At 26.9% G+C, this 20,460-nt stretch carries 21 protein-coding genes; 17 read left to right on the forward strand and 4 right to left on the reverse strand.

The window, feature by feature from the left end; translation table 11 throughout:
• Positions 1-134: 134 nt before the first annotated feature.
• The gene (locus tag K0040_RS00425; RefSeq protein WP_228107013.1) at positions 135-1,370 is read left to right on the forward strand and encodes an Ig-like domain-containing protein; all 1,236 of its coding nucleotides are present in this window, start codon (positions 135-137) and stop codon (positions 1,368-1,370) included.
• A 143-nt stretch (positions 1,371-1,513) separates the two neighbouring features.
• Complete coding sequence (locus tag K0040_RS00430; RefSeq protein WP_228107014.1) at positions 1,514-2,191, forward strand: Crp/Fnr family transcriptional regulator; 678 nt, start codon at positions 1,514-1,516, stop codon at positions 2,189-2,191.
• A gap of 227 nt (positions 2,192-2,418) precedes the next feature.
• On the opposite strand, the gene K0040_RS00435 is transcribed toward K0040_RS00430, so the two are convergent.
• Positions 2,419-3,249 (reverse strand): DegV family protein, encoded by an 831-nt coding sequence (locus K0040_RS00435; protein ID WP_228107015.1) that lies wholly within the window; start codon positions 3,247-3,249, stop codon positions 2,419-2,421.
• Positions 3,250-3,477: 228 nt separating this feature from the next.
• On the opposite strand from K0040_RS00435, the gene trhA reads away from it, so the two are divergent.
• Positions 3,478-4,146, forward strand: a complete 669-nt coding sequence (gene trhA, locus K0040_RS00440; protein WP_228107016.1) for a PAQR family membrane homeostasis protein TrhA — start codon at positions 3,478-3,480, stop codon at positions 4,144-4,146.
• A 17-nt stretch (positions 4,147-4,163) separates the two neighbouring features.
• Positions 4,164-5,258: a GIY-YIG domain-containing protein gene (locus K0040_RS00445; RefSeq protein WP_228107017.1), complete on the forward strand. Its 1,095-nt coding sequence runs from the start codon at positions 4,164-4,166 to the stop codon at positions 5,256-5,258.
• Between the two features lie 104 nt (positions 5,259-5,362).
• On the opposite strand, the gene K0040_RS00450 is transcribed toward K0040_RS00445, so the two are convergent.
• Positions 5,363-5,578 carry a YdbC family protein gene (locus K0040_RS00450; protein WP_228107018.1) on the reverse strand — a complete coding sequence of 72 codons (216 nt, stop codon included), beginning with the start codon at positions 5,576-5,578 and terminating at the stop codon, positions 5,363-5,365.
• A 489-nt stretch (positions 5,579-6,067) separates the two neighbouring features.
• Here K0040_RS00450 and K0040_RS00455 point away from each other — a divergent pair, with 489 nt between their 5' ends.
• On the forward strand, positions 6,068-7,000 hold the full coding sequence (locus K0040_RS00455; protein WP_228107019.1) for a macro domain-containing protein: 933 nt from the start codon (positions 6,068-6,070) through the stop codon (positions 6,998-7,000).
• 70 nt (positions 7,001-7,070) lie between these two features.
• Positions 7,071-7,820 carry a ribonuclease H1 domain-containing protein gene (locus tag K0040_RS00460; RefSeq protein WP_228107020.1) on the forward strand — a complete coding sequence of 250 codons (750 nt, stop codon included), beginning with the start codon at positions 7,071-7,073 and terminating at the stop codon, positions 7,818-7,820.
• A 97-nt stretch (positions 7,821-7,917) separates the two neighbouring features.
• Here K0040_RS00460 and K0040_RS00465 read toward each other — a convergent pair whose 3' ends face one another.
• Positions 7,918-8,994, reverse strand: a complete 1,077-nt coding sequence (locus K0040_RS00465; RefSeq protein WP_228107021.1) for a pyridoxal phosphate-dependent aminotransferase — start codon at positions 8,992-8,994, stop codon at positions 7,918-7,920.
• A gap of 208 nt (positions 8,995-9,202) precedes the next feature.
• Here K0040_RS00465 and hpt point away from each other — a divergent pair, with 208 nt between their 5' ends.
• The 6 genes from hpt (at position 9,203) to K0040_RS00495 (ending at position 13,674) form a co-directional block, all read left to right on the forward strand.
• Positions 9,203-9,727 carry a hypoxanthine phosphoribosyltransferase gene (hpt, locus tag K0040_RS00470; RefSeq protein WP_228107022.1) on the forward strand — a complete coding sequence of 175 codons (525 nt, stop codon included), beginning with the start codon at positions 9,203-9,205 and terminating at the stop codon, positions 9,725-9,727.
• Between the two features lie 176 nt (positions 9,728-9,903).
• Positions 9,904-10,824: a phosphatase PAP2 family protein gene (locus K0040_RS00475; RefSeq protein WP_228107023.1), complete on the forward strand. Its 921-nt coding sequence runs from the start codon at positions 9,904-9,906 to the stop codon at positions 10,822-10,824.
• A 30-nt stretch (positions 10,825-10,854) separates the two neighbouring features.
• On the forward strand, positions 10,855-12,081 hold the full coding sequence (locus K0040_RS00480; protein ID WP_228107024.1) for a BaiN/RdsA family NAD(P)/FAD-dependent oxidoreductase: 1,227 nt from the start codon (positions 10,855-10,857) through the stop codon (positions 12,079-12,081).
• A gap of 90 nt (positions 12,082-12,171) precedes the next feature.
• Positions 12,172-12,393 (forward strand): alpha/beta-type small acid-soluble spore protein, encoded by a 222-nt coding sequence (locus K0040_RS00485; RefSeq protein WP_228107025.1) that lies wholly within the window; start codon positions 12,172-12,174, stop codon positions 12,391-12,393.
• A 426-nt stretch (positions 12,394-12,819) separates the two neighbouring features.
• On the forward strand, positions 12,820-13,428 hold the full coding sequence (locus K0040_RS00490) for a manganese efflux pump MntP (RefSeq protein WP_228107026.1): 609 nt from the start codon (positions 12,820-12,822) through the stop codon (positions 13,426-13,428).
• A 75-nt stretch (positions 13,429-13,503) separates the two neighbouring features.
• Positions 13,504-13,674 (forward strand): hypothetical protein, encoded by a 171-nt coding sequence (locus tag K0040_RS00495; protein WP_228107027.1) that lies wholly within the window; start codon positions 13,504-13,506, stop codon positions 13,672-13,674.
• 56 nt (positions 13,675-13,730) lie between these two features.
• On the opposite strand, the gene K0040_RS00500 is transcribed toward K0040_RS00495, so the two are convergent.
• Positions 13,731-14,207 carry a hypothetical protein gene (locus K0040_RS00500; protein ID WP_228107028.1) on the reverse strand — a complete coding sequence of 159 codons (477 nt, stop codon included), beginning with the start codon at positions 14,205-14,207 and terminating at the stop codon, positions 13,731-13,733.
• A 395-nt stretch (positions 14,208-14,602) separates the two neighbouring features.
• Here K0040_RS00500 and K0040_RS00505 point away from each other — a divergent pair, with 395 nt between their 5' ends.
• From K0040_RS00505 to ord, 5 genes are all read left to right on the forward strand, one after another.
• Positions 14,603-15,079: a hypothetical protein gene (locus tag K0040_RS00505; protein WP_228107029.1), complete on the forward strand. Its 477-nt coding sequence runs from the start codon at positions 14,603-14,605 to the stop codon at positions 15,077-15,079.
• Positions 15,080-15,335: 256 nt separating this feature from the next.
• Positions 15,336-17,102, forward strand: coding sequence for a GAF domain-containing SpoIIE family protein phosphatase (locus tag K0040_RS00510; protein ID WP_228107030.1), 1,767 nt, complete (start codon positions 15,336-15,338; stop codon positions 17,100-17,102).
• Positions 17,103-17,110: 8 nt separating this feature from the next.
• On the forward strand, positions 17,111-17,710 hold the full coding sequence (locus K0040_RS00515) for a flavodoxin family protein (protein ID WP_228107031.1): 600 nt from the start codon (positions 17,111-17,113) through the stop codon (positions 17,708-17,710).
• Positions 17,711-17,757: 47 nt separating this feature from the next.
• Positions 17,758-19,167: a sigma-54 interaction domain-containing protein gene (locus tag K0040_RS00520; protein WP_272491574.1), complete on the forward strand. Its 1,410-nt coding sequence runs from the start codon at positions 17,758-17,760 to the stop codon at positions 19,165-19,167.
• 213 nt (positions 19,168-19,380) lie between these two features.
• A complete protein-coding gene (gene ord / locus K0040_RS00525) occupies positions 19,381-20,451 on the forward strand; it encodes a 2,4-diaminopentanoate dehydrogenase (protein ID WP_228107032.1) in 1,071 nt (356 codons plus the stop codon).
• Positions 20,452-20,460: the final 9 nt, after the last annotated feature.

The following is a 20,460-nucleotide window of genomic DNA, read 5'->3' on the forward strand; positions in this document are numbered from 1 at the left end:
AGAGTAAGTGAGTTTATGGTAAGCTCACCTGTTTATTTTTGACAAATTAGTTACAATATTGAAAGAATTATGGAATTTATATTTATATATGTGGTATGTTCAAATTAAAGCTTTTCAATAAGGGGGAAATTTGAATGAAAAAAATATTATCTTTACTACTATCACTTATGATGATAGTAAGTATAACAGCACCGTCTTTCGCAGATGAGGTAAGAAATGCAATACCAAAAAATACAGGAATGGAAGATATTTTAAGTGATATCTTACTTAAAGAGGATGCTGAGTTAGAAGCTAAACTTACGAATATAAAGCTGGATACTGAAAAAAAATATACTGTTGATGGAGATTTATCTTTAATCATGTATAAATTAAATTTAACTACTGATAAGAGTATAGATCTTAGTTATAAATCAACTTCAAAAATGTTTGGTATTTCAGTAGTAAATGCAAACTCAGCAATGGATGAAGATGACCTAATGAATTATGATGATATTTCACCTATTTGGGTTGATACAATGTCAAACCAAACAAGCAAAACATCTAATAATACAAACTTAAAATTGAAAAAAGGGAAGTATATAATTGTAGTTGCTTCAACTAAAGGTGATTACACAGTTAGCGCAAATACAATAAAAAATTTAAAAACAATGTCACCATTTACTGTAAAAAAAGTAATTCCAGGTACTACTTCTTTATCAGGAACAGGTGTAGCTGGTGCAAAAGTAACTGTTATGACAGAGAGTAATAAAACATATACAACAACTGTAAAATCAGATAAAACATATAAATTAACTATTCCTAAGCAAGAAGAATATTCTAGAGTATTAGTTAAAATGGAAAAGTCAGGTTATGGTTCTAAGTTAGCTTTAGCTTGGGTAGAAAATGCTAATTTTTCTACATTTACAGTTAATCAAGTAAAATCAACTTCAACAAAAGTAACTGGTAAAGGGAAAAGTGGTGCAACAGTAAGAGCCTATGCTAATGGCAAAAAAATAGGACAAACTACAGTAAAATCAGACGGTACATACTCAATGAAGATAAAAAAACAATCTTCTGGAAAAAAAGTTTTAGTTAAAATGTATAAAACTGGTTATAATACTAAATCTAAAACTGTAACAGTTAAAAAATCATTCAGTAAGAAACTTACTATAAACTCTGTAAAATCAACACAAAATACTATAAATGGAAAAGGTTCAAAGGGTTCAACAGTAAAAGCTTATGTTAATAATAAACAAATAGGAAAAGCTACTGTTAAATCAAATGGAACATACTCAATGAAAATAAAAAAACAATCAAAAGGAAAATCTATAACAGTTAAAATGTATAGAAGTGGATATTCATCATCTTCAAAAAGTATAAAAGTTAAATAAAAACTATATAGTGTAATGAGTAATTTAAAAGTGTGTTGTTTTAACAACATACTTTTATTTTTTAGATAATAGTTCATGCTTCAAACTATGCATTTTTGTATACAAAAATGCTATAATTACTTAAGAGAAATGAGGTGGTTGCTATGATGGATTTTAATGAAGATAGAGTTACACAAATATGTTCAAATTCTATAATATTTAAAAATTTAGAAAAAGATGCTATTAAAAAATTCTTATCTTCTTTAGCATATAAAGTTGTATTTATAAAAAAAGGCGAAATGATTATAAAAGAAGATGATCATATTGACTATTTAGGAGTAATTCTAGAAGGGGAAGTTAATGTATGTAAGTATTGTCCTGATGGTAGCGAAAGTTTATTAACTAAATTGCAAACTCATGAGGTTTTTGCTTTGGACATATTAGGTACACCATCTCAAAATAGTTTTTACAATGTTTATACAACAAAACCATCTTTTATTTTGAAAATTGATAAAAAAATATTGGAAAAAGCCATAATTTTATCTGAACGAGATTCTTGTAATATGTATGAAAATATTATTACTTGTTTAGCAAATACTTGTGCAAAAAAATGTCATAAAATAGAATTAGTGTCTCAGCGAAGTATAAGAGATAAGATTATGACTTACTTATTAATTCAAAAAAACAATAAAAATTCTAATAAGTTTAGAATTTCTTTTGATAGAGACCAATTAGCTAACTACTTATGTGTAAATAGAAGTGTGTTATCCCATGAACTATCGTTGATGCAAAAAGAGGGAATTATAAAATTTAGAAAAAACGAATTTGAAATTCTTAAATAGTGTTGTTTAAACAACATACATAAAGTTATGGGTAGAGTATACTATAGTTATAAATACTTAATTAGTATTTATCTTGGTATAAAGGATTAAAAAATATTACTTGGACTTGGACTACAATATGTTTACTCGAAAAACATATTAATAGCCGTATTATTAAAAAATCAAAATAGACTTAGATAGTATACTTGGCAGCTATCTAAGTCTATTTTGATTTTTTTTGCAGTTTATTACATACAAGATATTCCCATAACTCCTGGTCCAGAATGGGAACAAATAACACATCCTATATTAACAAAATAAATATTTTTAACTTCTCCTTCTTTTTCCAAAGCTTCTTTCATTATTGCTAAATCGTCATCATTGTCTCCACAACCTAAAATGATTGTCTTATCTTTTAAATCTTTACCAAATCTATTTACTATGGTTTTTGCCAAAGTTGAGTAAATTTGCTTTTTACCCCTAACTTGAGACTTTTGAGACACTAAACCATCCTTAACTTCTAAAATAGGTTTAATTGACAATAGATTTCCAAGTGCAGCCTTAGTAGAACAAATTCTACCACCCATTTTTAAATATTCTAAAGTATCTACAGAGAAGACTACTTCAACTTCATTTTTATGTTTTTCTAAAGTTGAAAGAATGTCATTAACAGAGTAACCCGTTTCAACCATTTCACATGCTTTTATTACAAATAAAGCGCTCCCTATAGATAAATTTCCTGTGTCAAAAATAGAAACATTGTCATGTCCGTCGTTTTTCGCTAACATGGCACTTTGATAAGTTCCAGATGCTATTGAAGATCCAGAGATATAAATTATTTGTGTATTTTCATCGTATTTTTCAAATGCAGATTTAAATTGTACATAAGTAGCCTGAGAAGTTTTTGGCATGCTATAACTTTCTCTAAGTATTTTATAAAAATCTTTTGTAGTTAAATTTTCTCCAGCTAAATATTCTTTATCGTTAAAAATCACAGTTAAAGGTACTATATCAACATTATATTTTTCAAGTATTTCTTGTGGTAAATCAGAAATACTATCGCATACTATTTTTATCATTTCTTAATCCTCCAATTATTGCTTACTATAAAATATACTATCATCATGAAAAAACATTGTAAAGCCAAATTTTTGACATTCAAAATAAATTGTGGTAACTTAATTTAAATTAGTAATGAGATTTCTGTATAAGAAGGAATTGTGAAGTTAGAAATCGTACTATAATTAGTGTGTATAAAATGTATATTTCTAAACAGAAATGACTTGAAAAAAAGTAGGAGGAATAATATGAGAACAAAATTAAGTGATAGAAAGTTACCTAACTATTCTATAGCAGAGGAAAGATTCAATTATATATCTCATATAGTAGGTGGTGCTATGGGCGTAATAGCTTTAATATTGTGTGTAGTAATTTCAGCATGGCATCACGATATAATGGCAATAGCCACATCAGTAGTATATGGAATAACAATGATATTACTATACTCTATGTCGTCCATATACCACGGTTTAAAAGATGGAATGGCGAAGAGAGTATTTCAGGTTTTAGATCACTGTGCTATTTATATTTTGATAGCCGGCACATATACACCTATTGCACTTTGCGCTGTAAGAGAGGTAGATCCAATAGTAGGATGGAGTATATTTATTGTAGAATGGTCACTTGCCATAATCGCAATCATATTTAATGCAATTGATTTAAAAAAATATGCTGTATTTTCTATGATATGTAATTTAATAATGGGATGGGGAATAGTTGTAGTAGTTCCTGTAGCTATTAAGGCTCTTACTTGGAATGGATTTATGTATATTTTAGTAGGAGGAATATTCTATACAGTTGGAGCTGTTTTATATGGCATAGGCAGGAATAAAAGTTACATGCATTGTATTTTCCATGTATTTGTGTTGCTTGGAAGTATAGCTCACTTATTTGGAATAATGTTTTATGTATTATAAATTAGGGGGAGATATTATTGAGTAAAATTGTACTAATATCCTGTGCTAATGGAAAAAAAACTGGATTTAATTTAGTTAAGGATATAGATAAAGAGAGTCAATTATTTAAGTTATCTATGGATTATGGGAAAAAACTTGCAGATGAAGTTTATATATTAACATCAAAATATGGTCTTGTGAAAGAAAGGGATTATACCATGTCTTATAACGAGTCGTCTAGCTTTGCAAGTGAAATGGAAAATATACTATGGTCACTGGAAATCTTGAAAAAATTGAACAATTTTACGAATATACATGAAGATGAATATATTATTTTAGCAGATAAAAACTATTACAAAAACTATGTGGAATTTTTAAACAATGTAGACATGCCTTTGGCACACTTATCAGTAGAAGAAAAGATAAATTTTTTAAGAGAAGAACTAAATGAAGAAAACAGAGGTAAGACTTCATATGTTGAAAAATTACATATACTTTTTAATTCGATGAAAAAATATAATCACAATAATTTTGATGAAATTCCTTTTACCAATGGTATTTATGTAGTGTTAGATAAAAAAGAAAAATACAAAGGTATGAACAGGATTGTAAGAATAGGCACTCATGACAAGGATAATAAATTAATTGTTAGAATTAAAAATCACTATAAAAATGGATTTAAAGATAGTAGCTTTTTTAGAAAAAATATAGGAAAGTCTATTTTACATTATAATGAACATGACTATTTATATATTTGGAATATAAACTTTAATGATAAAGTTAATGAAAATAGATATTCTAAACTTAGAAATATGGAAGTAGAATCGAGTTTAGAAGAAAAAATTAGTAATTATATGAAAGAAAGGTTTGAATTTGTATGTTTTGAAGTGGAAGACTTAAAAGACAGGCACAGACTAGAAGAAGGTTTAATTTCTACAATATATAATGATGATGAATTTGATAGTTCTCAGAAGTGGTTAGGAAAATACAGTCCTATAGAGGAAATAAGAGATAGTAAAATGTGGGTATCAAAAATATATGATAATGCCAAATTAAACGAAGTTGAATTTAGAAAAGTTATAACTTTGTGTGTTAAATCAAATGAGGAAAAAACAGAACTTACTAAAGTGTAAAACAATAATTATTTATTATAATAAAAGAGCTAATTTTAATAAAAATATACATCTTATTAAAATTAGCTTTTTCTTTTAATTTAAATTTATTTAAAAATAGTAATTTATAAATTATTAATTATTTCTTTTAAGGCTTCAAATTCGTCATTACTTAATGTAATTCCCTTTCCCATTTTCTCATGATTTGGACCCCAGTCCCTTAAGTCATATTTTGGCTTAGCACCATTCCAACTAATAAGATTTAACTCCTTTGTCCATCCTTTAGTATTTTCAGATAATACTCCTAAATTTTCAACTATATCATATTTAAAATCTGCCATTTATAAAAACTCCTTTTTTTATAACATTTTATCATATATTTCTATTATTATGAAATATGGGATATTATAAACAATTTTATATTAAAATATATGTTCTTAAGTGTTGATTTTTATATAATTTTCATTATTAGGAACCTGGATATTTATTTTTCATAATATATATTACGCTTAAAATGTAAATGTTAGATGTGGCTAAAATCACCGGAGGCAGGACATGAGAATATTAAAATGTATAGTGAATATTTTTTTGGAAAAGGTAATGTATAAATATAAAAATGTATCTTATATGGAACTTTCCATAGGTCTGGAGGAAGAGGATTATAAATAGAAAAAGTTAGATTTGTCTAACTTTTTCTATTTAGCTTATGATAATTTTAACAAAAATGTTTATAATTAAATTGTAGGGTCGATAATAAAAAGGGATTCTATACTTTTTTATAGAAAATGTATGAGAAGTAAATAATTTATTGTTGAAAGGGGGTTGTATATATGGACAGTATAGATAACAGAATTAAAATTGTAAAAGATGAAGTTATAGATATTAAAGTAGATGCCATCATAAATCCAACGGATGAGTATTTTAGTGGCAGTGATGGACTGGATAAGTTAATTCAAAAGACTGCTGGGCAAAAACTTAGGAAGAAGTTATCCAAAAGTGGAACTTGCCAAGTAGGTCATAGCATTATTACAAAAGGATATGATTTAAATGTAAAGAGTATAGTTCACACCTGCACACCTAAATGGGAAGGTGGAGATGAAGATGAATGTCATTTGTTATATTTCTGTTATAAAAATTCTATAGATATGGCAGTGGAATATGATAATAAAACAATAGCAATTTCTTCAATCAGTTCAGGAAATAATAAGTTTCCTTTAGACAAATCAGCTAATATAGCCTACTATGCAGCGTGGAAAATGGTAAAAAAATATGATTCCAAAGACCTAGAAACTATATATTTTTCATGTACAAACAAAAACACCTACGATTATTATAAGAAGCTTTCCCAGGATTATAAAGATATAGAATTTTCATTAGAAATGATTGAGCAATATAAAAAAATGGATAAATACAATCAATATAATTATACTATTGATGATTTTGTTAGAAATTTAGGAGTAGAAAATTCTTATAATATTTTTTTACTTAAAGAAGCATTTTTGGCAGGAAATATTGAACTGGAATTTGTTGAAGAAACTGTAAAAACTCTTAAACAAGTTTTTCTACAAATGAAAAATATGAGTAAAAATTTTGCTGAAAAAGTTTATATAGAAGAGCTAGAATCAACGAAGAGCATATTAAAAGAAATATTTAATACTATCGATTATGATACTATAGAGCATGCGAAAGAAAGAACAAAGGAATATTTTGTCCATGCAAATGATTATGTTTTTGAGAAAATAAATAATTCTTATAGATATTAATTATATAATTTAGTATTATTAATGATATTATAATATGTGTTTATAATGCATAAATGAAAGGAATTTTAATATGTCTAAAAAGAAGTACTATGCAGTTAAAGTTGGAAAAACACCAGGAATATATTTTACTTGGGCTGACTGCTCTGCACAGGTAACCGGTTATAAAGGAGCAAAATACAAAAGCTTTCCAACTATGGAAGAAGCTATAGCTTTTATTGGTGATACTAATACAGCAGTTATGAAAAAGGAAAAATCATCAGTTAAGAAAAAGACTACTACAAATACAAAAGAACTAAAAGAAGGTTATAACGTTAAGCCAATTAGAAGTACAGCAAAAGTTAAAACTTATAAATCATATATAAATCCAGAAGAAATTATTAATGATTATGAATTTATTGCTTTTGTTGATGGAAGTTATGATAGAGGAAATCAAATTTTTGGATCTGGAGTAATTGTACTTGACCCTAATAATAATTCTCATGATACTTACTACAATGCGGGATATGACAAATGGGACCAATGGAATATTGTGGGGGAATTAGAATCTGTAAAAGTTGCTATAAATAAGGCAAAAGAGTTAGGAAAACAAAATATAGCTATTTATCACGATTTAAAAAATATAGCTTTATGGGCTAGTGGTGAGTGGCAGGCAAAGAATGAGTACACTCAGGAATATGTAAGATATATGGAAAAAATGAGTGAAAAATTGAATATTTGTTTTGTAAAAGTAAAGGCACATAGTAATGAAAGTGTGTACAATGATTTAGCAGATGAAGCTGCAAAAGGCGCTATTATAAAATATTTAAATGAAAATAAGTAAAAAATGTATTTTGAGCAAGGTCGTTGCCTGAAGCGAATTTTTTATAATTTTAAGCAATAATAAAAGGACATATAATATGTCCTTTTATTATTATAAATTAATATAAAATTTCTTTTAAAGAATTAATAAGATATCTATTGTCTTCTGGTTTTAAGACGCATACTCTAAAGAAGTATTCATCTAAACCATCAAAAGAGTCGCAGTCTCTTATTATAATTTTTTTAGGTATCAACTTTTCTCTAAGTTCACTGGCTGTTATGGTTTTATCTTTTAATTTGCATAATATAAAATTGCCTTTACTTTCATAAACGTTAAGATTATTAAATTCACATAAAGAATTATATAGATAATTTCTCTCGTCCAAAATTATATTTACGCAAGTTTGGATATAATTATTATCGGTGAACATTATTTCGCCCATAGATGAAGCAATAACATTTATATTCCATAAGTCAAGATTTTTGTTGATTTGATTTTTTATATCTTCATTTCCAATTAAGCCATATCCTAATCTAATACCAGGTGTAGAGAAAAATTTAGAAGTTCCTCTAATTACAAATAAGTTATTATATTGATCAACTAAGGATGTGGAAGAATAAATACTAGTATTTGTAAATTCAATATATGTTTCATCTACCATAACAAAAGCATTGGTATTTTTTAGTATAATTTCTATTTCAAATTTAGAAAAAGAGAAGCCTGTTGGATTATTAGGATTGCATATGATGATTAAATCACATTCATGCTTGTTTATAAAGTCCAAAAACTCCACTGGATTTACTTTAAAATCATTGTGCTGCCTAGAAAAATATTTGATTATTTCACAATCAATTTTTTTTAGTTCTTTTTCATACTCTGAATATGCTGGAGAAAGAAGAACTGCCCTCTTAGGAGCAATAGTACCTATAAAGGAAGAAATAAGTTCTGTGGCACCACTTCCTAAAACCATATTATCCTTATTACAATTGCAATAAGACGAAATTGATTTTTTTAACTCCACATATTCTGGATCAGGATAAACCGATACCATATTTATATTATTAATTACATATTCCTTAGCTAAAGTTGATGTGCCAAATGGATTAATATTAGAGCTGAAGTCTAAAAATTCATCTTTTGAAAAACCATATTGTTTTGACAAATCATATAAATTAGCGCCATGATTTACACTCATAATTAGCCCTCCAATTTTTTTGATTCTTAATATAGTATAGTATAAATTAAATATACGTAGATATGTACAAAAATAAAAAGAATATTGTACTAATACAATAAATGAAATATTTTACAAAAAAATATAATATAAAACACGAATGAAAATGCTTGAAAAAGGCAAAATATATGTTATAATAAATATGATTCATCATTACTGGGAGGAAATTATGTATAAATTAAATGGAGTTTTATACTCAGCAGAAGAACTAAAAAGCAAAGTTAAAGAACTAGCAAGTCAAATAGAAAAAGATTATGCTGGAGAAGAATTACTAGTAGTTGGAATATTAAAAGGTGCTAGTGTTTTTTGTGCTGACTTAATAAGAGAGATAAATTTAGATGTAAGAATGGACTTTATGGTTGTTTCAAGCTATGGAACATCAACTGCTTCATCAGGTACAGTTAAAATAATAAAAGATTTAGATGTGGATATAGAAAATAAAAACGTATTAATAGTAGAAGATATAATCGATTCAGGTTTAACTTTAAGCTCATTAGTTGCAGCTTTAAAAACTAGAAAACCAAAATCATTAAGACTTTGTACATTATTAGACAAGCCAGAAAGAAGAACATCAGATATTAAAGTTGATTATGTAGGATATGTAATTGAGGACAAATTTATAGTTGGATATGGGATAGATTACGCTGAGAAATATAGAAATCTTCCTTATATAGGTATTGTTGAAGATATATAAGAACATAATAAAAAAGGAGTATAAGAGTGAATCTTATACTCCTTTTAGCATATTTCGAAATGTAAATTATAAGAAAAATAACAAAATATTATATTTATTGTCAAAAGATATATATTTATTTTGAAAAATTATGTAAAATAGAGAAGAAGAAGTATTTTATTGAAAGGTGGTAAATTATGGGATCTCAACTGGACATATTAATGTATTTACAAAGTATAAGAAATGAGTTACTTACAGGTATATTTACATTCTTTACTATATGCACAGAAGTGCCGGTAATAACCGTATTAACAGGGGTAATATATTGGTGTATAAATAAAAAAGCAGGGCAAAGAACTTTATTTGCTCTTTGTGGAAGTTTAAATATAAATGCAGGGGTTAAAAATTACGTTAAAATGCCAAGACCTATAGGTACAGATGGTTTACAATCTTTAAGAATAGAAACTGCAACAGGATATTCTTTTCCTAGTGGGCATACTCAAACGTCTACAACTTTTTGGACTTCTATGATGTATTTATTTAGAAAATCATGGATATATATTATAGGAATATTAATGATTATTGGTGCAGGAATATCAAGGTTATACTTAGGTGTTCATTGGCCAATGGACGTAATTGTTGCATGGGGATTTGGCATAGTTCTAAGTATAATATTTATAAAGTTATTTGACTACATAGATGATAGTAAAAATTACTATATATTGGTAGTTTTAATATTGATATTTGGAGTTTGTACATATTTTATTGGTGGAGAAGATTTATACAAGATGTTTGGTCTTTATACAGGCTTCGCGCTAGGTTACATGGTAGAAGATACTTTTATTAACTTTAGTACAGAAAATGAGACTCGAAGAAAAAATATATTTGCTAAAAATCCTTCAAAAAAAGAAGGCTTAGGCAAAAAAATACTTAGATTTGTAGTAGGGATAATATCATTATTAGCAGTTTATTTATTTCTTAATTATGTGCAAGATACTTTAATAGTTAATAAAACAGAGGAGATAATTAATATTATCAAATATTTAAAATATACAATTGTAGTATTTTGGGGCGTGGCAGGTGCTCCAGCATTATTCAAACTATTTAAACTAGCATAAATTTCCCTATTTATAAGGAAGGATGATTATTTGAAAACAGTAGTAGTTATAGGTGGAGGACCGGCTGGAATGATGGCAGCATCAACTGCAGCTGATAATGGAGCCGATGTTATACTTTTAGAAAAACAACATAGATTAGGAAGAAAACTTTTAATTACAGGAAAGGGAAGATGTAATATTACTAATGATTGTGATGTGGAAGAATTAATAGAAAATGTACCTACAAATGGTAAATTTTTATATAGTGCTTTTTATACATTTACAAATTATGATGCAATAACTATGTTTAATTCCCTTGGCCTTGCAACTAAAACAGAAAGAGGGAAAAGAGTATTCCCAGAAAGTGACAAGGCCCTAGACGTGGTAAAAGCTTTAGAAAAACAGATTAAAGATAAAAAAGTAAAGATTATATTAGACGCTAAGGTCAACAAGATTATAGCAAAAGAGAATAAAATCGAAAAAGTTATTTATAACAATAATGAAGTAATAAAATGTGACAGTGTAATATTAGCTACGGGAGGCATGAGCTATCCTCTTACGGGATCTACAGGAGATGGATACAAGTTTGCTAAGTCTTTAGGACATACAATAATAAGTCCAAAACCTTCTTTGATTGGTATTGAAGTACAAGAAAATTTTGTTAAAGGTTTAGAAAAATTATCACTTAGAAATGTGGCAATAACTGTTATTAATAGCAAAAATAAAAAAATATATGATGACTTTGGTGAACTAGAATTTACAAAATATGGTCTAGATGGACCTATAATAAAATCTGCTAGTTGCAGAATGAAGGATACTAGTAAAGAAAATTACAAAATTAATCTTGATTTAAAACCAGCATTAGATGAGGAAAAGTTAGATAAAAGAATTATTAAAGATTTTACAAAGTACACAAATAAAAACTTTGAAAACTCATTAGATGATTTACTTCCAAAAAAACTTATACCAATAATAATTGAATTAAGTGAAATACCGAGACACTTAAAAGTAAATCAAATATCTAAAAAACAAAGGTTAAATTTAGTTCATTTATTAAAAAATCTTACTTTTACTGTAAAGAGATATAGACCAATAGAAGAAGCTATAGTAACTTCAGGAGGAATAAAAGTAAATGAAATTAATTCCAGTACTATGGAATCTAAAATTATAAAGAATCTTTTCTTTGCAGGAGAGATTATCGATGTGGATGCATATACTGGAGGATTTAATCTACAGATAGCTTATTCAACAGCTTATTTAGCTGGAACCAATTGTTAAAAATTTTGTCAAAAATTGCATACATGTTAAATCTCAATTGTAACATAATAGTATTAGAAACAAATATTAAAAAAGAAAAGAGGTAATAACATGGCAACTAACAATAACAATAATACAACTGTAGTTCCAGAAGCAAAAGCTGCATTAAATCAAATGAAATTAGAAATAGCAAATGAACTTGGTATGTCTAACTATCAACAAGTTGATAAAGGAAATCTTACAGCTAGAGAAAATGGCTATGTAGGTGGATACATGACTAAAAAACTTGTTGAAATGGCAGAACAACAAATGGCTGGAAAAGGTCAACAATAATTAGAAAATATAAATAATATATAGTTAAAAGTAGAGGTAAGTAAAAAGGAATAAGTCCTTTTTACTTACCTCTTTATTTTTATATTAATTATATTGTAAAAACTGTTAAAAATATAAAATAAAGGTTATATTGACTAATAAAAGAAAATATATTAAAATAAATAATACTTTGATAAGGGAGTAGTTGGCACTGAAATTTCAGTGTAATAAAGTCAACATACTGATAGTTATACTATCTGGCTTTATTTTGAATGATGAGACTTATCTATAGCAAAGCTATAGGTGGGTCTTTTTTTATTTGAATTAGCAAAGATAGATGGTTGGATGTAGAAAATTTACAGTTCACACTGTGGCTTAATGGAGTTAATTTTGGGAAGAATATATCAAAGTAGAATTAAAATTTAATAAACGGAAGGAAGGAAAAATATGAGTTTAATTGAGTTATTCATATTAGCAGTAGGACTTTCCATGGATGCTTTTGCCGTATCAATTTGTAAAGGATTATCTCTTAGAAAGGTTACTTTTAAAGAGTGTGGAAAAGTTGGTCTATACTTTGGAGGTTTTCAAGGAGGAATGCCTCTTATTGGATTTATACTAGGAATACAATTTAAGGACTATATAACTAACATAGATCATTGGATAGCATTTATTTTATTATCATTTATAGGAATAAACATGATAAGAGAGTCTATGGAAAAGGATGAAGATGGGGGAATTGTAGATTTAACAGAAGCTGCTGTAGGAGAAGAGGAAGTAAATCAACTTGGATTGAAAAACATGGTTATGCTTGCTATTGCTACTAGTATAGATGCTCTAGCAGTAGGTGTGACATTTGCATTTTTACAAGTAGATATTATACCGGCTGTATTATTTATAGGAATAGTTACGTTTATTTTATCTGCCATAGGCGTTAAAATAGGAAATGTATTTGGAACAAAGTATAAATCAAAAGCAGAATTTGCAGGAGGGGTTATTTTAATATTAATGGGTATTAAAATATTATTAGAACATTTAGGTTTTTTCCCATTTGCATAGAAAAATAAATAAAAATACATGTCTTGGTTAAAATAACTCTAGATGTAAAATATTAAATACATAAGGAGTGTTATTATGGCAGTATTAGATTTTAACAAAATTAAACAAGACTTTATTAATGCAGATGTAGATGGAAAGATAAAAATATATACTACTACAGAAGGATTAAGTGTAGAACAATTTAGAGAATTATTAAGATATTATCCTATACAACATTTATCTAAGTTAGAAAAAGCTATGGGATAAATAAAAATTGAAATTTTAAAAGCACTACTAAAAATTAGTTTAGTAGTGCTTTTTTTTTAACTAAAATTAGTTTTTCGTATGTAATTGTAGATTCTCTCATTGCCTAATTCAATATCTCCTGTTTCAACATATTGGATAATATTATCCATATCATTGCCATTTAGATATTGCATTGGAATAATTAAATCATAGCCTTCATCTAATAAAAGATTTTTGAGTTTTACTTTTTGAGAAATGTTGGGTGGGGATACTTTCTTTTTTTCCTTTTTTCTTTTGCGACAAGTTGCTAAGTTTTCATTTTGCATATCAATAAGAGTATTTATGTATTCTATATAAGAAGATTTAAAATCCTCTTCCTTTAATAAATCTTCACTTAATATATCATTAATAGAATCATCGCATAAAATATTTTGTGCAAACTTATCGGCAGTTAATTTGCCAGTAACTATCCCCTTTTGGTACTTTCTCAAAACGCTTTTGGTGTGACTATAAATCTTATTGCGTGTTTCTAAGTCTAATTCTCTTATTTCCATAAGGGATCACTCCTATTTTCATAATAAGTTCTTATATACTATTGTTGCCATATTTAAAGTTTGCATACTTTTTGTCAGAAAATTAAAACATATAAACACTTATATTAAAATATTTTATTAAAAAATATACTCAATTAATTAAAAAACATAATTATATTTTGAGTAACGAAGTTGCCTAAAATTTCATAGCGCCCACCCAGTGGCTTAAAGTGATATCAAAATTATTTGCCAACACGTTGCTCAAAGGCATTTCGTTTGTGACATGAAGTAAGTGGATTTTTTATTATATATAAATTATCTTAAATATTGCAGAAAAATTCATAATTTAAGTCTTAAAGTATATAAATTCAATATTTTACCAATAATAGAAATAAATATTAAGAGGAAGTGAAATTATGATAAATAGTATAATTAAGCTGTTTTACTCAGAAGTGGTAAAAACAAAAATGAGCAATATGCCAAACAAAGATTATGAACTTAGAAAAGGATGTAAAGAATTTAGAAATATTACATTAAAAATAGATAGCTATTTATTTAAAGGATTAAAAATAATTTTAGCACTGTTTATCCTTTATTTATCATTTAGTGTTAAAATGCTTCTTGGTGTAGGAGTATTATTAGTAGAAGTAACTTATTTAGTTTATAAAGTTAGTTATGAAAAGCAAGTAAAAGAAGCAATTAAAAATGTAAAAAACAATATAGAAATATCAGCAAATAATTTTATGAATGAAAATGGAAAGAGAGGAATTAATTTATTAATAACTCTTATTATTATAAGCTTGCTTACAGGGTTTAATTATTTTATAGGTATAAGTTTTATAATAGTATTTATTTATACAGTTAGAAATATATACGAAGGATTTAAGCAATAGAAGTGTCTATGATTTTTAATTATAAAATTGGATAAACAAATATTTTGATTTTGGGTATATGAATAAATATACCCATTTTTTTATGTAACTAGATTTAAAGCTAATATGTGAAGTATAATTAAATTATGATGATTGAAATAATATATATTTATTCATAAAGATGCAAAAAGGTAATTTATCTATATAAATAAATAATATTATGTTACAATAAGTTTTATAAAAAAGTAAATCTTATATGAGGGAAGGGTGTATACTTATGACCAATATTAGTATGAAAATTAAAAATTTAGTAGATATATCTTCGTTGGTTACAGAATCTACTAATTTTTTTGATATAAAGGATAAAATAATTGAAAAAATGCTTGAAGTGGTTTTTCCGAGAAAAGCGTGTGTTAACTTATTTTATAATAGTGATTATAAGCATGCTTACTTAGTATGTTCAAATAGTTTAGATTACATAGGAGAAACTTTTAAATCTGATGAAGCTAAAGGCGTAAAGTTTGATTTTTATGAAGATTATCCAGAGTACATTCATGATGCAGTAGAATTTAAAAAAATAATTTATATAAAAAATGTATTTGAAGATGAAAGAGCTGTAAAGGAAAGAGATTTAGCAAAGCTTGAAAAATATACAGGAAGAGTTGTATTTCCTTTAATATATAATAAAAAAGTAGTAGGGTTTATGACATGTTTCTTAGATGAAGACGATATTTTGAAAGATGAGGATATAGACTTTGTATCTTCCGTAGCTTCATTAATAGCCTTATCTATAGAAATAACAGAAAAAAATAGCCAAAAGAATTTTGTGATTGATAAACTTAGAAGTGCTCTAGAATTGATAAGTGAAGCTACAAGAAAACTTTATCAAAATAAAAATATAGATGAGTTCTTAGTTCATTTAAGTGATATAGCTAAAAAAACTACAAAGAGTCAAGATTCAGTTATATTAATAGATAAAATCAATTGTAAAAATAAAATATTTAGGTCTTACTGCAAATTGGATGAAAAAGATTCTAATATGGAAGATACGGTTAACTTGCTTTTATCAAAAAATGTTCAAGGTCAGTATGTAAACGATAGAGAGCAATCAAAAGAAATAAACTTAAATGTAGATACATATATATTTTACAAATTGTCTAATGAATTGGAGTCTATTGGTGTAATTTTATGTACAGACGGAAAGAAATATGAAGATGATGATTTAAATATATTGAGTATATTGTCTAAACAGGTTACAGTTGCTATGCAACTTTATGACTATAGTGAAAAAAATGTAAAACATAAGTTAATTGCAAAAGAATTAAATATTCTTAATAAACAACAAAAGCTTATAATGAACGATAGTAAGATGGAATGTAACAATGAAAAAGAATTGGAATTTTATCATAAACCTGCAACAGTTGTAGGTGGAGATTTTTATTATTCCCACAAAATCGATGATAAAAGAGTGGCTTATATTATTGCAGATGTTATGGGCCATGGTATAGTGGCAAACTACATGGTTGCCATGATTAAAGGTGCATTTAAAACCTTATGCTATCAATATAAAACACCTGGAGAAATAGCAACTCATCTAAATAAAATATTATATGAAGAGTTTGATAAAATGGGTGTATTTGCTACAGCTTTAATAAATGTATTTGATACGGAAAGAAATATATTATCTGTTTCTAATGCAGGTCATTACAGTCCTATAATTATTGATGAGAATGGCCAAGTAGTAGAGAGTCTTAATTGTAAAAAGGGAATTCCTATAGGAGTATTACCTGAGGGAGAGTATCATAGCAATACTTTTAGTGTAGAAAATTATCCTATGATATTTATGTTTACAGATGGGATTTTAGAAATTAAGAATAACGATAAGGAAGAGTTCGGTGTTGATAGGTTGAAGCGTTTTGTAGAAAATAACTACAAAAACAATAAAAATAAAATTGTAGAGAACTTAAAAAAAGAAGCAGAAAAATTTACTGGAAATGACAATTTTGATGATGATATTTTAATTTTAATGTTAAAAAATATTTAGGAGGAATTATGGATAAACATAATAAAGTTTTAATTATTAATGGTAGTCCAAGAAGAAGTAAAAATTGTAGTAAAATAATTGAAAATATAACTAAAAAATTAGAAGAAAATAAGATTAACTACGAAGTATTAAATATTTATAAAATGAATATTGACTACTGTACAGCTTGTGGATACTGTGAAAGAACTGGAAAATGTATTATAAAAGATGATATGACACCACTATATGAAGCTTTTGATAAATCTATAGGAACTATTGTAGTAAGCCCTATGTTTTTCCAAAGTATTTCTACAAAGGTGAAAACATTAGTAGATAGAACACAGGTTTTTTACTCAAGCAAATACATATTAAAGAAACCATCTATAGATGTAAAAAAAGAACGTAGAGGAATGTTTATAGCTGTGGGAGGCCAACCTGCATATGAAAATCAGTTTTTAGGTGGACAACTTGTAATGGATTTGTTCTTTAAATGTATCAACACTAAATTAATTTCAAATGTTTACATGAGTAATAGTGATGAAGTACCATTTGACGAAAATAAGGTATTTCAAGAAGAATTAAATGGGGTGGTGATAAATTATATAAATGAAATAAATGACCTTATATAAAAATAATAAAATTCATAATTAAGTCGCTTATTTTGGAGGGGGAGTTATTGAATTTAGAACTGTATGAAATATTAATGAGGGAAATATTATTAAATATTGACGAGGGGATACATTTCATAGATAAAAATGGAAAAACTATAATTTACAATGACTACATGGAAAAAATAGAAAAAATGAGTAAAAATTATGTGATGAATAAGTCGTTTATGGATATTGTTGATGAAATAAATATAAAAAATAGCACATTATTAGAGGTATTAAATAAAAAAAAGACCATAAAAAATAATATGCAAAGATATGTTGATAAAAATGGAAAAGAAATTACTACAATAAACACTACAATCCCAATTATAAATGGAAATGACTTTATAGGAGCTTTAGAGATATGCAAGGATGTTACAACAATGGAAACTATGTCTGAACAAATCATAAACCTAAAAAAAAATTCAACAAATAAAGAAAAAAAAACATACAGAAGATATAGGTTTGAAGATATTGTAGGAAATAGTAAGTTGATGAAAGCCTCCATTAAAAAATGTGAGAAAGCCAGCAAGTCAGATGCCGCAGTTTTTATATATGGAGAAACTGGAACGGGCAAAGAATTAATTAGCCAATCTATACATTATGCTAGTAGTAGAAAGCAATATCCTTTTATTGCTCAAAATTGTGCAGCATTACCAGAATCTTTATTTGAAGGAATTCTCTTTGGAACTACAAAAGGAGGATTCACAGGTGCGGTAGATAGACCTGGTTTGTTTGAACAAGCTGATAAAGGAACTTTATTGTTAGATGAAATAAACTCAATGCCAATGATGTTACAGGCAAAGTTACTTAGAGTATTACAAGAAGGTTATGTTAGAAGAGTTGGAGGAACAAAAGATATTCCTGTTGATGTTAGAGTTATAGCAACAACAAATGAAAGTCCAACTCAAATATTAAATGAAAACAAAATAAGAAAAGATTTATATTATAGGCTAAATGTAATAAATATAGAAATACCACCATTGCGAGAAAGGAAAGAAGATATCTCCTTACTTTGTGATATGTTTATTAAAAAATATAATAAAAAATTGAATAAAAATGTAAAAGGTATATCTTATGATAGTATTAACTATTTAAAAAAACATAACTGGCAAGGAAATGTAAGGGAATTGGAAAATGTAATATATTCTACTATGAGTATGATGGATAATGAAAAAAATATAGTTCCTGAAATGATTCATTTAAATGAATACTATTATTTAAAAGAAAAAAAAATAAATGAGGAGTATTCTTTAGACGACCTAGAGTATAAAACATTAGATCATATTATAGGAGACGTTGAAGAAGGGTATATAATAGAATCTTTAGAAAAGACTGGATATAATATTAGTAAATCAGCAGCTATTTTGGGAATAAATAGGCAAAATTTGCAATATAAAATGAAAAAGTATAACATAAAAAATTTTAATAAATAAAAAGAGCAAAAAAATTTGCGTAAGAGCAAAATTTTTTGCTCTTTTTTTATTTCAAAAAACTAATTAAAGAAAAATATAAAAGTAAAAATAATAAATATATGAGCTAGACAAAAGGTTTGAAAAGAAATTAAGGTTGATAATTTAAAGTTGGCATAATTTGTGCTTCATAAAAATGTAAGAAAATTAAAACAATTTATTTGGGAGGATATAGTTATGAGAAAAGTAAGAATAGGAATTTGGGGATTTGGAGCAATGGGAACAGGAATGGCAAATATGATATTAAAAAAAGAAGGTATGGAAATTACATCAGTTTGTAGCAGAAGTACTGCAGGTAAAAGCATATATGATATTTTGCAAATAGAAAGAGGAAATAGAAGTGAAGTTATTATAAATGGTAATTATGAAGAAGCTTTTACAGAAAAAAGTTGTGATGTTGTTTTATTAGCAACTGACTCTTTTACAAAAAAAGCTTTTGATAAAATAATTTATTTATTAGAAAAAAAAATAAATGTTATATCTACGGCTGAACAAATGGCATATCCACAAGCCGATGATCCAGATTTAGCTAAAAAAATGGATGAAGTTGCAAAAAAAAATGGTGTGAGTGTTTTAGGAACAGGAATAAATCCTGGTTTTGTGTTAGATTTATTAGTTTTAGCTTTATCAGGAACTTGTGAGGAAGTTGAGAGCATAAGTGCTAAAAGAGTAAATGATTTATCTCCATTTGGAAAAGCAGTTATGGTAGAACAAGGAGTTGGTGTAACTAAAGAAGAGTTCTTAAAAGGTGTAGAAAACAATACAATAGCAGGCCATGTGGGCTTTGTAGAATCAATAAATATGATTGCAGATGGATTAGGATGGAAATTAGATAAAATAGAACAAACAAAAGAGCCAATAACGACTACAGTAGATAGAAAATCTAAATATGGAGAAGCTTTAGCAGGAAATGTTGCTGGTTGTAGACAATGTGGATACGGCTATGTAAATGGAGAAGTTTTGGTAGAAATGGAACATCCACAACAAATAATACCAGAAGCTGAAGGAACTAAGACAGGAGACTACATATCAATAAAAGGAATACCAAATATAGATTTACAAATAAATCCTGAAATACCTGGAGGAATAGGAACATATGCAATGATAGTAAACTCTATACCTCTAATAATAAATGCAAGACCAGGTCTAAAAACTATGTTAGATATACCAGTACCTAGAGCCATAATGGGTGATGTAAGAAATCAAATAGAAGTTGAATTAGAAGAAGATGTAAAAGTAGAAATATAAAATAGAAGT

Source organism: Terrisporobacter petrolearius (assembly GCF_020748185.1).
GTDB classification, from domain to species: domain Bacteria; phylum Bacillota; class Clostridia; order Peptostreptococcales; family Peptostreptococcaceae; genus Terrisporobacter; species Terrisporobacter petrolearius.